This window comes from Streptomyces sp. NPDC002520, from assembly GCF_053595235.1.
In genome coordinates this window covers 43,634-59,638 of record NZ_JBSFXG010000002.1, presented here as the reverse complement: position 1 = coordinate 59,638, position 16,005 = coordinate 43,634, and the positions used below count along the sequence as shown (strand labels likewise).

The following is a 16,005-nucleotide window of genomic DNA, read 5'->3' as shown; positions in this document are numbered from 1 at the left end:
CTTCGGAACGCGGTGGTCCGCAGACGGCCTGATCAAGATCCAGTGAAGGCTGGTGCGGATGCGGGTGCGGGCGGCGATACTGTGCGGCGAACTGGTGACCACGGGGGAGGTCGACGGATGACCATGGGGGAGGTCAGGTGACACACCCGCCGAAGAGCAGCGTGGCGCCGCCGGTGGCGGGTTCCGTGATGCCGGCCGCGCCGGCGGTGCCGGCCCAGCGCGGCCCGCAGGTCCCCGCGCCGCCCGCCCGTCGTACCGCCTTCGCCGAGGGTGTCGAACGGGTGCGGACCGCCGCGACCACCGAGCCGGGGCGGCTGCGGATCATCGGTGCGCTGCTCGCGCTGCTGGTCGTCGCGTTCGGGGCGGTCACCGCGTGGCAGAGCAGCGAGCGCGCGGCCGCCGCCGACGACGTGCTGCACAGCAGCCAGCCGCTCAGCTCCGGCGCAGCCGACATCTACCGTTCGCTGGCGGACGCCAACACGGCCGCCTCCAGCGGGTTCCTGGCGGGCGGCCAGGAGAACGCCGCCTCGCGCGACCGGTACGAGAAGGACATCCGTACGGCCGCCGCGGGGCTCGTCAGGGCCGCCGCCAACGCGGATCCGGGCTCACCCTCCGAGCGGACCATCACCAAGCTGAACAAGCTGCTGCCCGACTACAAGGGCCTGATCGAGCGCGCCCGCACCTACAACCGGCAGGGCTACCCGGTCGGCGGCGCGTATCTGCGGTACGCGAACGAGAAGATGCAGCGGGAGATGCTCCCGGCGGCGGAGGACCTCTACACGAAGGAGAACCAGCGCCTGGACGCCGACTACGGGGACGCGACGCCGTACCCGTGGGCGGCGATCGCGCTCGGCGTCCTCGCGCTGGCCGCCCTCGCCTGGGCACAGAGCCGCAACTACCGCCGCACCAACCGCGTCCTCAACCACGGTCTGGTCGCCGCCACCGCCGCCACCACGGTCGTGCTGCTGTGGCTGGTCGTCGGGCACATGGTCGCCCGCTCCGGCCTGGACGGCTCCTACGACCACGGCGTCCGCTCGCTGAACGTCCTGCACGACGCCCGGATCGCCTCCCTGAAGGCGCGCGGCAACGAGAACCTGAGCCTGGTGGCACGCGGCGCCGAGACCATCACGGTCGACGGAAAGACGTACGACGCCTACTACTACGACTTCGACAACGACATGCGCACGCTCGGCGAACGCCTCGCCGACGCCAGCCGGTTCGCCGACGACGACGCCGGTACGCAGCCGGTCCGGGCCGCCGAGAGCAACATGGCGGTGTGGAAACAGCGGCACACCGCGGCCCGCACCGAGGACGAGAACGGCAACTACCAGCAGGCGCTGGACAAGGTGATCGGCGCCAAGGGCGCGACCGGCCAGTGCTTCGACGGCGTCGACAGCAGCCTGCGCCACGCGATAGACCACGAGCAGGCCCAGTTCCAGCAGGCCGCGACCGACGGACGGGACGCCATGACGGGCCTGCCCGTCGGCGCCGCGGTGCTCGCCGTGTTCGGCGCGGCGGGCGCGGTGGCCGGCATCGGCCGCAGGCTTTCGGAGTACCGGTGACAGGGGGCAAAGCGATGTACGGGGCACGTGCACGGGCCTGTCTGCGGGGCTGGGGCGGAGTCGGCGCGATGGCGGTGCTGTGCGCGCTGGCGCTGGCGTTCGTCCTGCTGCTTCCGCGCACCCAGGAGGCCCACCGGTCGGAGGGCGCGACGGCGGGTTCCGGTCTGGCCAACGGCAGCCAGGCGCGCGCCGACACCTGCGAGGACTCCGAGGCGCAGAAGCAGACGCTCTCCCCGTCCGGCGCGGACGGCCCGACGATCGACGCCATCAAGTCCCGTACGGGCGTCAAGCGCAAGCTCGTCGTCGGCGTCGACCAGAACAGCTACCACTGGGGCTACCGCAACCCGAACAACGCCGGCGCGGAGCTGGAGGGCTTCGACATCGACCTCGTCCACAAGATCGCCCAGGACATCCTCGGCGACCCGGACGCGGTGCAGTTCAAGGCGATACCGACCAGCCAGCGCATCCCCGCCATCCAGGACGGCCGGGTCGACATGGTCGTCCGCACCATGACCATCACCTGCAGCCGGCTCGGCGAAGTCGCGTTCTCCGCGCCCTACTTCAAGACCGGCCAGCAGGTCCTCGCGCCCAAGTCGTCGTCCGTCACCGGCTACGACGAGACGCTGGCGCACAAGAGGATCTGCACGGCGACCGGTTCCACCGCCTACGGCAAGCTGAAGGCGGACCGGGACAAGGGCACGCTGCCCGCCACCACCGACATCTCCACCACCGTCCCCAACCAGCTCGACTGCCTGGTCAGGCTCCAGCTCGGCGAGGTCGACGCGGTGGTCACCGACGGCGCGCTCGCCGCGAGCCAGGCCGCGCAGGACCCGACTCTCGAACTCAAGGGCGAGGCGTTCACGACCGAGTACTACGGCGTGGCGATGAAGAAGGACGCCTCCGATCTGGTACGCCGGGTCAATCGCATCCTGGTCGACTACCGCGGGAGCGGCTGGCAGGCGTCGTACGACAGATGGTTGTCGGCCACACTGGGGAAGGACGCGGGGCCGTCCAAGCCGCCCGCGCCGCAGTACCTGCGCACCGGCTGACCCCGTCCCCGACCCAGTCCAACCACACAGCAGCGAGAGGTGATCGATGGGCGTCACGGACCCCGCCGGGCCGGTGATGGACCGGGACGAGGTGGACCGTGCGCTGGCGCGGCTCGGCCAGGAGCACGAGGCGATCGAGACCTCGCTGCTGGCCCTGCAGGACCACGCGGGCCGCAGGCTCCTGGAGGGCGCCCGGCTGACCGGCGTCACCAAGGAGCGCTGGGCGGCCGCGGAGACGTCGATCACCCTGCTGTGGACGTACTTCGACGCCTACACGGCCACGCTGCGCTCGGCCCGGGAGATCCGTGTCCGGCGCCGCTGGTCCAGCCGCGAGGACCTGGTGGAGCTGACCGGGCTGCTGCGCGGCGAGTCCGTCACGGTGGCCGGCGGCGCGGCCGCGCCCTCGGGCACCGGGAGGCTCAGCGAGAGCTTCTCGCTGTCCGGCCTGGTCGACCGGATGAACGACCTGTACGCGACCTCGCTGGACATGGTCGTCACCGCCGACGCCGTCTGGTCGGCGCTGCCCGCCCGGATCGATTTACTCGCCGCGGAACTCCAGCGCACCCGGAGCCTCGCCCACTCCGTCGGCGTCCGCCCCGGGGAACACCCCTCCGGCGACGACCTGGAGCGCATCACGCGCACCCTCACCACGCTGCGCGAGGACGTCGTCTGCGACCCGCTCGCCTTCTGGGTGCCCACCGAGGGCAGTTCGGCGCCCGGCGGCGGCCGGCCGGACACGACGGTGTACGACCGTGAGGCCCGCGCCCTGGAGGACGTACGGCGCGAGATCGACGCGGTGCTGACGGTTCGCCAGGACGCGGAGGCGCGGCTGATCCGGCTGCGGGACGTGCTGTCCCGCGCGGACCGCACCCTCGCCGAGGCGCGCACCGCGCGCGGCGAGGTGCTGGCGAAGATCGCGGCGACCGAGGTGCCGGTGGTCAGCGGTCCGCCGACCGCGCTGCAGGAGCAGCTGGCGACGGCGGCCGAGTACCGGCGCCAGGCGCAGTGGCACCGGCTCTCGCCGCTCCTGGACTCCCTGGAGCAGAAGGCGGAGGAGGAACTGCTGCGCGCCCGCGAGTCGTTGACCGCGGTCACCGCGCCGCTCGCGGTCCGCGCCGAGCTGCGGGGCCGGCTGGACGCCTACAAGGCGAAGGTCGCCCGGCACGGGCTCGCCGAGGACTCGCTGCTGGTCGAGCGGTACGACGCCGCCCGGCGCATGCTGTGGAGCGCGCCCTGCGACCTGCGCGTCGCCGAACAAGCCGTCCTGCGCTACCAGCGGGCGGCCGCCGATCTGCTCGCCGCGCCCGGGGCTCCCGGCCGGTCCGGGCCCGAGGACCGCAAGGGGGAGCACGCGTGAGCCAGGCACAGCAGGCCTGTCAGCGACCGGGCTGCGAGGGGAGGTACGAGGACGTCGGCGGCGGTGAGCTGTACTGCGACACCTGCGGTCTCGCCCCGGTCGTCGCCACGTCCGGTGCCGCGTCGGTCCGGCAGGCCGGGAACGGGCTGGTCGGCTCGCTGCCCACGGGGATCACCGGGGGCGGCAGGGGGTCGGCGGGCAGCGGCAGTTCGCGCTCCAGCTCCCGCAGCTCGCGGACGTCCTCCCAGTCCGCCCAGTCTGCCCAGTCTTCCAAGTCCCGGCGCTCGGTGTCGGGACGGCTCTCGCGCTCCCTGTCGGGCGCGTCCACCGGCCGTTCGGTGTCGGTGCGCAGCTCGGGCTCGTCCTCCGGCGCGTCGGCCCGGGGGCGGCTGGGTGCCGGGCTGGTGGCGGTGCCGCAGGTGCCGCGCCCCGACCCGCGCGCGATGGTGCTGGAGAACCCGGAGGTGCCCGAGCGCAAGCGGTTCTGCTCGCGCTCGGACTGCGGGGCTCCGGTGGGCCGTTCCCGTGGCGAGCGGCCGGGCCGCACGGAGGGCTTCTGCACCAAGTGCGGGCACCCGTACTCGTTCGTGCCGAAGCTGAAGTCCGGGGACATCGTGCACGGCCAGTACGAGGTCGCGGGCTGTCTCGCGCACGGCGGCCTCGGCTGGGTCTACCTCGCCGTGGACCGGGCCGTGTCCGACCGGTGGGTGGTGCTCAAGGGTCTGCTGGACACCGGCGACCAGGACGCGATGGAGGCCGCGATCTCCGAGCGGCGGTTCCTCGCGGAGATCGAGCACGCCAACATCGTGCGGATCTACAACTTCGTCGAGCACCTCGACCAGCGCACCGGCTCCCTCGACGGGTACATCGTCATGGAGTACGTCGGCGGCAAGTCGCTCAAGGAGATCGCCAACGCCCGCCGCACCCCGGACGGCCGCCGCGACCCGCTGCCGGTGGAGCAGGCCTGCGCGTACGGTATCGAGGCCCTGGAGGCGCTCGGCCATCTGCACGGCCGCAGCCTGCTGTACTGCGACTTCAAGGTCGACAACGCCATCCAGACCGAGGACCAGCTCAAGCTGATCGACATGGGCGCCGTGCGCCGCGTGGACGACGACGAGTCCGCGATCTACGGCACGGTCGGCTACCAGGCGCCCGAGGTCGCCGAGGTCGGCCCCTCGGCGGCGAGCGACCTGTACACGGTGGGCCGTACCCTCGCGGTGCTCACCTTCGACTTCCAGGGCTACACGAACGTCTTCGTGGACTCCCTGCCCGACCCGGACACCATCGAGGTCTTCCGCCGCTACGAGTCCTTCTACCGGCTCCTGGTCCGCGCCACCGACCCCGACCCGGTCCGTCGCTTCGCCTCCGCGCAGGAGATGGCCGAGCAGCTGACCGGTGTGCTCCGCGAGGTCGTCTCGCTGCAGACCGGGCAGCCGCGGCCCGCGCTGTCGACGCTGTTCGGGCCGCAGGTGAGGGTCACGGACACGGAGTTGTTCCCGCGGCTGGACGGGGACGTGTCCCGGCTGGGGGCACGGCAGGTCAGCGGCGGCAAGCGGGCCTCCGTTCCCGGGCAGGCCCCGGCCCTCGCCCGGGGCCCGGCCCCGGCGGCCCTCGTCCGGCCCGTCGACACCGCGGCCGCGGCCCTCGCCCTGCCCGTCCCGCTGGTCGACCCGGGCGATCCCAACGCCGGTTTCCTCGCGGGCCTGATGGCCTCCGGGCCGGCCGAGCTGATCGGCGCGCTGGAGGCGGCGCCCACACAGACCGTCGAGACCCGGCTGCGGCAGATCCGCGCCCGGCTGGAGAGCGGCGACCACCAGGCGGCCCTGATGTCCCTGGCCAAGCTGGACGAGGAGCGGCCCGACGACTGGCGGGTGGTCTGGTACCGGGGCGTGGCCGCGCTGGTCACCGGCGACTTCGAGCACGCCGCGCTCGCCTTCGACGCGGTCTACGACGCGTTCCCCGGCGAGGCCGCGCCCAAGCTGGCGCTCGGTCTGTGCGCGGAGGTGCTGGGCCAGCTGGACAACGCGGCCGAGTACTACCGGCTGGTGTGGGCGACCGACCCGAGTTTCGTGAGCGCCGCGTTCGGTCTTGCGCGGGTGCAGCTCGCGGCCGGGGACCGCGGGGGTGCCGTGCGTACCCTGGAGTCGGTGCCGGAGTCCTCCATCCACTACACCGCCGCCCGGGTCGCGGCCGTGCGGGCACGGCTGAGACAGCGGACCGCGCAGGCGGGTGACGTACCGTTCCTGGAGGATCTGACGGCCGCCGCGAGGCAGGTCGAGGCGCTGCAGGCGTACGGTCTGGACCCGGCGCGACGCGAGCAGTTGTCCGCCGAAGTGCTCGGCTGCGCGCTGGACTGGATACTCTCCGGAGGCCAGGGCTCCGCTCAGCCCGCCACCGGCGGCCGGGTGTTGCTCGGCAGCGGTCTGGACGAGCGGGGTCTCCGCTTCGGCCTGGAGCGCTCCTACCGCACGCTGGCACGGCTGGCGCCCGGTGGCGAGGAAAGGATCGAACTGGTGGAACGGGCCAACCGTTACCGCCCCCGGACGTGGGTGTAGTTGATGTCGCAGATGCCCCAGCAGGCCGCACTGTCGAAGTGCCCGAGCTGCGCGGAGCCGCTCGAGTCGGGTGACCTCTTCTGTGGCGCGTGCGGATACGACCTCTCCGTCGTACCCGCGCCGCCGCAGGACCACCCGACCCTCACCTTGTCCGGCTCCCCCGCGCCCGGGGACGACGTGGACTGGCCCGCCCCCGAACCCGGTTCCGGCAGCGTGCCGCACGCGCCGCACCTGCCCTCGGACCTGCCCGGGACCGACTCGGCCGGAGCCCCGCTGGCCGGGCCGGAGCCGGCCGCGGCCGGGGTGCGTTTCGACCGGCCGCCGGACCCCGAGGAGTACCCGCTCCAGGCCCCGGACCCACGCGCGACCCCCGACCCGACGGATCCGGCCGACCCGACGGATCCGGCAGGTCCGGCAGGTCCGGCAGGTCCGGCCGCCGGCGGGCAGGCGTGCGTGGCCTGCCGCGCGGGCCGGGTGGACGACGACGGCTACTGCGAGAACTGCGGGCACGCCCAGCCCCACGAACGCGACCACATGGAGCGGGAGTCGGGCCCGGTCGCCGCCGTCAGCGACCGCGGCCTGCGCCACCACCGCAACGAGGACTCCTTCTCCGTCGGCCACACCACGCTGCCCGACGGCACGCCGGTCGCCATGGCGATCGTCTGCGACGGTGTGTCCTCGGCCACCCGGCCCGACGAGGCCTCGATGGCCGCCGCCCAGACGGCCGGTGACACCCTGCTGGCCGCCCTGCCGCGCGGCACGCATCCGCAGACGGCCATGCACGAGGCGATCGTCGCCGCCGCCCAGGCCGTCAACGCGCTCGCCGACGAACCCGCCTCGGACCGCGAGCACGCCCCGCACCAGAACGCCCCGGCGTGCACCATCGTCGGCGCGGTCGTCACCGCCGGTCTGCTGGTGGTCGGCTGGGTCGGCGACAGCCGGGCCTACTGGGTGCCGGACGACCGCTCCGGGCCCCCGGCCCGGCTGACCGAGGACGACTCCTGGGCCGCGCAGATGGTCGCGGCCGGGCTGATGAACGAGGCGGAGGCCTACGCCGACGAGCGCGCCCACGCGATCACCGGCTGGCTCGGCGCCGACGCCTACGAACTCGAGCCGCACACCGCGTCCTTCAAGCCCGACCGGCCCGGCGTGGTGCTGGTGTGCACCGACGGCCTGTGGAACTACGCCGAGACGGCTGAGGAGATGGCCGAGGCGGTGCCGCCGGACGCGGCCGTGCGTCCGCTGCACAGCGCCCGGGTCCTGGTCGGCCACGCCCTTGACGGCGGGGGCCACGACAACGTAACAGTGGCCGTCCTGCCGTTCCCGATGCCGCCCCAGGGGGCAGGATCGGCCTGAGGCCGCACGGCGCACGGCACACGGGGGAAGCCGGCACGGACCGGAGGGGACCGGTCCGTCCACGACGCACCGCCTCGCGTCAGCGGGGTGCCTAGGGGGATGTGAACCAGCATGGCCAATCTGGCGAAGTCGAACGTGCCGCAGTTCTCGATGGACGTCTACCAGAACGAGTTCCTGCCGGAGGGCGGCCGCGAGGTCAACGCGATCGTCACGGTGACCTCGACGGGCGGCGGCACGGTCGGGAGCGGAGTCCCGCACGCGTACACCCAGGGGCACGGCCCGTCCGCAGCGGTGGCGATCATGGTCGACTGCTCGGGCTCGATGGACTACCCGCCGACCAAGATGCGCAACGCCCGCGACGCCACGGCCGCCGCGATCGACACCCTGCGCGACGGTGTGCACTTCGCGGTGATCGGCGGCACGCACGTCGCGAAGGAGGTCTATCCGGGCGGCGGGGGGCTCGCGGTGGCCGATGCGAGCACGCGTGAGCAGGCCAAGCAGGCGCTGCGCCGGATCGGCGCGGGCGGCGGTACGGCGATCGGCACCTGGCTGCGGCTCGCCGACCGGCTGCTGTCCTCGGCGGACGTGGCCATCCGGCACGGCATCCTGCTCACCGACGGCCGCAACGAGCACGAGTCGCCACAGGACCTGCGGGCCGCGCTGAACGAATGCGCGGGGCGGTTCACCTGTGACGCGCGCGGGGTGGGCACCGACTGGGAAGTGAAAGAAGTCACAGGCATCGCCTCCGCGCTGCTCGGCACCGCCGACATCGTCGCCGACCCGGCCCACCTGGCCGCCGACTTCACGCGGATGATGGAGGCGACGATGGGCAAGGAGGTCGCCGACGTCGCCCTGCGGGTGTGGACTCCGGTCGGCACGACCGTCAGGTTCGTGAAGCAAGTGGCGCCCACGGTCGAGGAGTTGACCGGCCGCCGCACGGAGGCGGGCCCGCGCGCCGGGGACTATCCCACCGGGTCCTGGGGTGACGAGTCCCGCGACTACCACCTGTGTGTTCAGGTCCCGGCGGCCGGCCTCGGACAGGAGATGCTCGCCGCCCGCGTCTCGCTGGTCGTGCCGCAGGCTGGGGGCACCTCCCGCTCGAACGCAGCCGAGAGTGAGGGAAGCAGTGTGCTGAACCCGGGCGCGCAGGGGCTCGTACGGGCCGTGTGGACCGACGACATGGCGGCCTCGACGTCGATCAACCCCCAAGTCGCCCACTACACCGGGCAGGCCGAACTGGCACAGGTCATCCAACAAGGCCTCGACCTTCGCAAAGCGGGTGATTCCGATGGAGCAACGGCCAAACTGGGGCGTGCTGTTCAGCTCGCCAGCGCCTCCGGCAACGCCGATACCGCGAAACTGCTTGCGAAGGTGGTGGACGTCGTCGACGCGGCGACAGGTACTGTGCGGTTGAAGGCGAAGGTCGCGGAGGCCGACGAGATGACTCTCGAAACCCGGTCCACCAAGACTGTTCGTGTGAAGAAGTGACCCAGCAGGACACAGAAGGACACCCGGAGAAGGGGAAGCCCCGCCATGCCGACCTGCCCGAACGGACACCAGTCGGGTTCCGACGACTGGTGCGAGGTCTGCGGTCACCGCATGGCCGGTGCCGTACCTCCGCCCCCTCCGCCGCCGCCCCCGGCCGGCGGTGGCTACGGATTCCCGCCCCCGCAGGGCGCGCGGCCGCCGGCCGCGGGTCCCGGACCGGAGCCGGAACTGTGCCCGCAGTGCCGTACGCCCCGCGAGGGCGGCGCGCCCTTCTGCGAGGAGTGCCGGTGGAACTTCCTGACCAACACGGCCACCTCGTACACCCCGGCCGCGCCGCGCACGTCCCAGCCCCTCTTCCAGCCGCCGAGCACGACGTACGGCGGCGGTGACGGGTACGAGTACCAGGGTTCGCGGCCCTCGCAGGTGAACCGTCCCGCCGAGCCGATCCCGTCGTTCCCCAGCGAGCCGTCGGGTCCGACGCCGTTCGCCGGCGCGCGCCCGTCCGCCCCGCCGCCCCCGCCGCCCACGTCGGGCGGGCCCGGTGGCCCCGGTGGGCCTGCCGGTCCGGGTGGTCCGGGAGGCCCTGGCGGTCCGTCGGGCTTCGGCGGCGGCATGCCCGCGGGCGGGCCTCCGTCGGCCTTCGGCGCCGGGCCCGGTCAGGGTCCCGGCGGCCCGGGTGGTCCCGGTGGCCCCGGTGGTCCGCCCGGTTTCGGCGGTGGGCCGGGGCAGGGTCCGGGTGGGCCCGGCGGCCCGGCCGGTCCGCCGCCCTTCGGTCGCGAGCCGTCCGGTCCCGGCGGTATGGCCGGTCCCGGTGGCCCCGGTACGGCCGGCCCCTCGGGCTTCGGTGGCGACCCCTCGCGTCCGGTTCCGCCGCCGCCCGGTCCGACCCCGCCCGCGGGGCCCGGTGGCGTGCCCGGCGGAGTCCCGCAGGCCTTCCAGCAGCCCGCTCCGACCGCGCCGCCCGGCTTCCCGCAGGAGACCGGCCGACCGCCGGCCGGGGGTCCGCCCTTCGGCGGCGGTGACGACGACTGGGTGATCTCCCCGCCGTCGTCCGCGAACCCGTCCGGCGGTCCCGGCGCACCGGGTGGTCCCGCGGGCGGTCCGGGCGGTGGCTACGGCTACCCGCCGCCCGGCGCCACCCAGGCACCGCCCGCCCCGGTCTTCCCGCAGGCTCCGCAGGGCCCGCTCACCTGGATCGCGACCATCGGTCCCGACCGCGACTACTTCATGGCGATGATGCACCGCTCGGGCCCCGAGGCCGCGGGTCTGAACCTGCCCGCGTACTCCCCCGAGCAGCAGCGCACCCTCAGCGGCAACCAGGTCACCATCGGCCGCCGCCGGCACTCCACCGGCGACACCCCCGACATCGACCTGTCGGTGCCGCCGGAGGACCCGGGCGTCTCGCACCAGCACGCGGTCCTGGTCCAGCAGCCGGACGGCGGCTGGGCGGTCGTCGACCAGAACTCGACCAACGGCACCACGGTCAACGGCTCGGACGAGCCGATCCAGCCGTTCGTGCCGGTGCCGCTCCAGGACGGCGACCGGGTGCACGTGGGCGCCTGGACGACGATCACGGTCCGCCGGGGCTGACCGCGCCGGCCCGGGGATCCGGGTCCGGCCGGCACGTCACGGCAGCGGCCAGGCGTACGGCCCGTCCGGGCCGTCGAGCCACGCCCAGGCGCGCTCGCCGCTGACCGTGACGCCGTACCGTTCGCGGTCGGGCATGCCCTCGCGCTCCCACAGCGCGTACGCCTCCCGCGGATCGGGGACGCCCCGGGTCAGGCCCAGCAGGAAGCGGAACGGCTCCCGCTCGCGGGCCCTGATCGGCAGCCCGCCCAGGGACACCGGCTGCGGGTACGCCCGGATCCCGCCGCGCAGCGGCACGAAGTAGGCGGGGTGGGGCAGGAATCGGCCCTCCGCGTGCCCGGCGTCCTGGACGGTGAGGACGAGCAGCCCGGTGGCGAGCGGAGTCAGGATGCGGGCGCCGGGACGGCACTGGGCGAGCCAGGCGCGCGGCACGGTGGGCAGCGCGCAGGTGGCGATGATCCGGTCGAAGGGGGCACGTTCGGGTACCCCGCGGGCGCCGTCCCCGGTGACGACGACCGGGTGGTACCCGGCGGCGGCCAGGTGCTGCCGGGCCGACTCGGTGATCTCCGGTTCCAGGTCGATCGTGGTGACGAGGCCGTCGTCGCCGAGGCGGTGGGCGAGCAGGGCCGCGTTGTAGCCGGTGCCGGCGCCCACCTCCAGCACCCGGTCGCCGGCGCCCACCCGCAGGGCGACCAGCATCCGCGCCATCAGCGAGGGCTGGCTGCTGGAGGAGAGCAGTTCGCCGTCGCGCAGCCTGGTGGCCAGCGGGGTGTCGGCGTAGGCGCCGCGCACCCAGCGCTCACGGGCCTCCCGGTCGGGACTCTCGCCCCAGCGGCGTTCGTAGCCGCCCGCGGTCGCCACGTAGTAGTACGGCACGAACAGATGCCGGGGCACCTCGGAGAACGCCTCCCGCCACACCGGGTCCGCGTCCCATATCCCCTCGGCGTCGATCTCCCGCACCAGCGCGGCCCTCGCCGCGGCGGCGAGTGCGGTGATCTCGGCGTCGTAGGCAGCCATATGCCCACAGTAGGGGTGAACCCATGAGGTTGGACCTAAGCCTCGGGTCCTGGTCACCCCGTCTGAGACCATGGACGGGTGAATGAGATTCGGCGCGGCACGCTTCAGGAGCAGACCTTCTACGAGCAGGTCGGCGGGGAGGAGACCTTCCGCCGGCTGGTGCACCGTTTCTACGAGGGAGTCGCCGAGGACCCGATCCTGCGGCCGATGTACCCGGAGGAGGACCTGGGCCCCGCCGAGGAGCGGATGACCCTGTTCCTCATGCAGTACTGGGGCGGCCCGACGACGTACAGCGAGCAGCGCGGCCATCCCCGGCTGCGGATGCGGCACGCCCCGTTCACCGTGGACCGGGCCGCGCACGACGCGTGGCTGCGGCGAATGCGGGTGGCCGTCGACGAGCTGGGGCTGTCCGAGGAGCACGAGCGGACGCTGTGGAACTACCTGACGTACGCGGCCCAGTCGATGGTGAACACCCCGGAGTGACGGGGCCCGGACGACCGGCCGGACGGCCGACGGGCTGAATGCCGGAATCCGGTCGCATGCGGCCGCATTCCGGTCACGATCCGGTATAGACCGGTGTCCCACGGCTTACCTGTCGCCGGTTCCCTCTGCGAGCATCGCCCAAGATCTGGAAGGTGTCGGGAAGGCCGGACGGCACGGGGGCCGGGTGACGGGGTTCGTCGTTCTACGCGCGCGGGCACACCGCCTGCTGCTGTGCGCCGCGCTGCTCACGGTGCTGCTGACCACCACTGTCCTGGCGACACTCACGGCCTACTCGGGGGCGCTCGGCGACGCGGCGCTCCGTCATGTGCTGAACGACCCGCGCAACGCGGCCGACACGTCGCTGATCATCAAGGCGGACGTCCCGGCGGGCGGCCAGGGCGCCGCGGACAGCGCCGTACGCGCGGGTGGCCGCAGGACGTTCCCCGGGCTGCCGGTGACCGTGCGGACGCTGCGCCGGTCGGGCCCGTACGCCCTGCCCCGCTCCCTCCAGCCGGCCGCCGAGCGCGCGGGCGACCCGGATCTCACGTACGTCGCGGCGCTGGACCACAGCCAGATACGGCTGACCGGCGGCCGGTTGCCGAGCCGCACCGCCGGCGAGGTCGAGGTGGCGCTCCCGGAGAGCGCCGCCCGTCCGCTCGGCCTGAAGCCCGGCGCCCGCCTCACCCTGGCCGACCGGCTGGGCGGCCGGCCGGTCCGGGTGCGGATCACCGGGCTGTACCGCCCGGTCACCGTGACCGCGCCGTACTGGCGGCTGGACGACCTCCTCGGGCGCGGCGTGCAGGTGTCCGGCTTCACGACGTACGGCCCCCTGCTCACCGACCCCGCGGTCCTCGCCGGCGGACGGGTCAGCACCGGTCCGTCGGCGTGGCTGGCGTCGGCCGACTTCGCCGCGGTGACGACCGGGCGGATCGACGCGCTGCGCGAGGCGGCACACACCGGCAGCGTGGCCCTGCGCACCTCCGGCCCGCGCGGTACGACGGTGTCGACGACCTCGCTGCCGGACGTGCTGGACCGGATCGAGCGCTCGCTGCTCGTCTCCCGCTCCACCCTGCTGATCATCGCGCTCCAGCTCGTCCTGCTCGCCGGGTACGCGCTGCTGCTGGTGGCACGGCTCCTCGGTGCCGAACGGGCCGCCGAGACACAGCTGTTGCGGGCCCGCGGCGCCTCCCGCGCCCGGATCACGGCCCTCGCCGCCACCGAGTCGCTGCTCCTCGCCGTCCCCGCCGCCCTGGTCGCGCCCCTGCTCGCCGGACCGCTCACCACCCTGCTGGCCGCGCACGGCCCGCTGACCCGGCTCGGCCTCCACCTGAAGGTCCCGGTGGGCGGCGGCCTTACGGTGTGGCTGGCGGCGGCCGGCGTCGCCCTGGGCTGCGCGCTGGCGGTGACGCTGCCGACGCTGACGAGGGGCGAGGCCGAACGGCGGGACCGGACACGGGGACGGGGACGCAGGGCGGGCAACGGCCGGGCGGCCCTCGGCGCGCGGCTCGGGTCCGCCGTGCGGCGCACCGGTTCCGCCGGAGCGGCACGACGGTCCCGTCCCCGCCGCGACCTGCTCCCCACCCCCTCGCGCGCCGGTGCCGACCTCGGGCTGCTCGTCGTCGCCGGAGTGGCCTACTGGCAGTTGGGCCGGCAGACCACCGGAGCCGTGGCCGCCGACCGGACCGGGGCGCTCGGCATCGACCCGCTGCTGGTCGCCGCGCCCGCGCTGGCGCTGCTCGCCGGGACCGTGCTGACGCTGCGGCTGCTGCCGCCGGTGGCGCGCCTCGCGGAGCGGTGGGCGGCGGCCGGGCGGGGGCTGCCCGCCGCGCTGGCCGGCTGGCAGTTCAGCCGGCGTACCGCGCGTGGCGCGGGACCGGTGCTGCTGCTCGTGCTCGCCGTGGCGCTCGGCATGCTGGCGATCGGGCAGGCCGCATCCTGGGACCGCTCGCAGGACGACCAGGCCGACTTCCGGGCCGGGGTGCCGGTGCGCATGTCGGCCGCGGGGACGAGTGGCCTCGGCCGCAGCGACCTGTACGCGCGTCTTCCGTACGTCCGGGAGGCCGCCCCCGCCCACCGCGGCGAGCAGCCGCTGTCCGGCGACCGTACGGCGACCGTGCTGGCGCTGGACACCACGCATGCGGCGGACTCGATGCTGCTTCGCCCGGATCTGGCGTCCGTACCGGTGCGAAAGCTGTTCGCCGGGCTGTCGCCGAAGGAACCGGCGGCCGGGACCGCGGTCCCGGCCGGCACCGCCGAGCTGCGGCTGACGGCGAGCCTGCGCAGCGACCGGGGACCGGGAACGACCCCCGACGTCACGGTCACCCTGGAGGACGGCTACGGGGTGCCGTACCAGGTGCCGTTCGGGCGGCTCGTCGCCGACGGCCGCCCGCACACCCTGACCGTCTCCCTCCCCGCCTCCCTGAAGCGGGCCACCCTCACCGCAGTGCAGCTGGACGCGTCCCAGCCCCCGAACCGGGGTGAGCGACACAGCATCACCTTCCGGGAGTTGACCGCCCTCGCCGCCGACGGGACATCACGGCGGCTCACGCTCCCGGCGACCTGGGCCCCGACCGCCGTCGCCACCGGCACCGCCCTCCAGGGCCCGGACACCGCCCCCACCCGGCCCCGGACCACCGCCACCCACCCCCTGACCTTCACCTACGGCACCGGCTACGTCATGAACCCCGACCCCTGGACGTTCGGCGGTCTGATGGTCCGGTTCCAGGTGCCGCAGCCCACGCTGTCCGAGGTGGCGGCCGTCACCACCGACCGCTATCTCGCCTCCACCGGCGCCCGTGTCGGGCAGCGCGTGGACGTGGTGATCGACGGACAGAACCTGCCGGTGCGGATCGTCCGGTCGGTCCGGGCGCTGCCCGCCACCGCCGACCCGGGCTACTCCGGCGCCCGCGACGGCGGTGCCGTCCTGGTGGACCTGCGCGCCGCGAACCGGGTGCTGCAGGCGCGGTACGGGCTGCGCGCCGAGCCGACCGAGTGGTGGCTGGACACCGCGCCGGGCCGGGTGGCCGATGTCGCGGCGAGCGTGCGGGCGCTGCCGTACGTGGACCCGGGGCAGGTCGTGGTGCGGGACGAGATCGCCGCCGAGCTGCGCGACGACCCGTTCGGCGCGGGTCCCACGGCCGCGTTCGCGGCGGCGGCCGTGGTGGCGGCGGCGCTCGCCGCCGTCGGCTTCGCCGTGGGCGCCGCCGGATCGCTGCGGGCCCGGGAGGCGGAGTTCGCGGTGCTGCGCGCGCTGGGGACGCCGCGCCGCCGGCTGGCCCGGTCGATCGCCGCCGAGCAGGCGGTGCTGGTGGGCCTGGCGCTGGCGGTGGGGGTGGGCCTGGGCGCCGTACTGGCCCGGGGAGTCCTGCCGTTGATCGTGCTGACCGGCGAGGCCACCCGGCCCGTTCCGGACCTGATCGTCCAACTCCCGGCGGTACGTGTGGTGTTGCTGCTCGCCGCCGTGGCCGTGACACCGCTGGCCGTCACGGCGCTGCTGGCGGCGCGGCGGGCGGATCCGGCTCGGGCGCTGCGCGAACAGGGAGGCGAGTGAG

The 16,005-nt window shown here is 74.4% G+C and carries 10 protein-coding genes; 9 read left to right on the top strand and 1 reads right to left on the bottom strand.

Going from position 1 to position 16,005, the window contains the following annotated elements:
- Positions 1–188 precede the first annotated feature (188 nt).
- The 7 genes from ACWD5D_RS03350 (at position 189) to ACWD5D_RS03320 (ending at position 10,957) form a co-directional block, all read left to right on the top strand.
- Entirely contained in the window at positions 189–1,562 is a 1,374-nt protein-coding gene (locus ACWD5D_RS03350) for a hypothetical protein (RefSeq protein ID WP_451371560.1), read from the top strand.
- A 14-nt stretch (positions 1,563–1,576) separates the two neighbouring features.
- Positions 1,577–2,611, top strand: coding sequence for a glutamate ABC transporter substrate-binding protein (locus ACWD5D_RS03345; RefSeq protein WP_451371087.1), 1,035 nt, complete (start codon positions 1,577–1,579; stop codon positions 2,609–2,611).
- A 46-nt stretch (positions 2,612–2,657) separates the two neighbouring features.
- A complete protein-coding gene (locus ACWD5D_RS03340) occupies positions 2,658–3,968 on the top strand; it encodes a hypothetical protein (protein WP_451371086.1) in 1,311 nt (436 codons plus the stop codon).
- Positions 3,965–6,523: a tetratricopeptide repeat protein gene (locus tag ACWD5D_RS03335; protein ID WP_451371085.1), complete on the top strand. Its 2,559-nt coding sequence runs from the start codon at positions 3,965–3,967 to the stop codon at positions 6,521–6,523. The genes ACWD5D_RS03340 and ACWD5D_RS03335 overlap by 4 nt, the downstream gene beginning before the upstream one ends.
- Positions 6,524–6,526: 3 nt before the next feature.
- Positions 6,527–7,879, top strand: coding sequence for a protein phosphatase 2C domain-containing protein (locus tag ACWD5D_RS03330; RefSeq protein WP_451371084.1), 1,353 nt, complete (start codon positions 6,527–6,529; stop codon positions 7,877–7,879).
- 111 nt (positions 7,880–7,990) lie between these two features.
- Positions 7,991–9,367 carry a VWA domain-containing protein gene (locus ACWD5D_RS03325; protein WP_451371083.1) on the top strand — a complete coding sequence of 459 codons (1,377 nt, stop codon included), beginning with the start codon at positions 7,991–7,993 and terminating at the stop codon, positions 9,365–9,367.
- 45 nt (positions 9,368–9,412) lie between these two features.
- A complete protein-coding gene (locus tag ACWD5D_RS03320; protein ID WP_451371082.1) occupies positions 9,413–10,957 on the top strand; it encodes an FHA domain-containing protein in 1,545 nt (514 codons plus the stop codon).
- A gap of 36 nt (positions 10,958–10,993) precedes the next feature.
- Here ACWD5D_RS03320 and ACWD5D_RS03315 read toward each other — a convergent pair whose 3' ends face one another.
- On the bottom strand, positions 10,994–11,971 hold the full coding sequence (locus tag ACWD5D_RS03315; protein ID WP_451371081.1) for a methyltransferase domain-containing protein: 978 nt from the start codon (positions 11,969–11,971) through the stop codon (positions 10,994–10,996).
- A 78-nt stretch (positions 11,972–12,049) separates the two neighbouring features.
- Here ACWD5D_RS03315 and ACWD5D_RS03310 point away from each other — a divergent pair, with 78 nt between their 5' ends.
- Together ACWD5D_RS03310 and ACWD5D_RS03305 are read left to right on the top strand one after the other, a co-directional pair.
- The gene (locus ACWD5D_RS03310; RefSeq protein ID WP_451371080.1) at positions 12,050–12,454 is read left to right on the top strand and encodes a globin; all 405 of its coding nucleotides are present in this window, start codon (positions 12,050–12,052) and stop codon (positions 12,452–12,454) included.
- Positions 12,455–12,638: 184 nt separating this feature from the next.
- The gene (locus ACWD5D_RS03305; RefSeq protein ID WP_451371079.1) at positions 12,639–16,004 is read left to right on the top strand and encodes an FtsX-like permease family protein; all 3,366 of its coding nucleotides are present in this window, start codon (positions 12,639–12,641) and stop codon (positions 16,002–16,004) included.
- Position 16,005 lies beyond the last annotated feature (1 nt).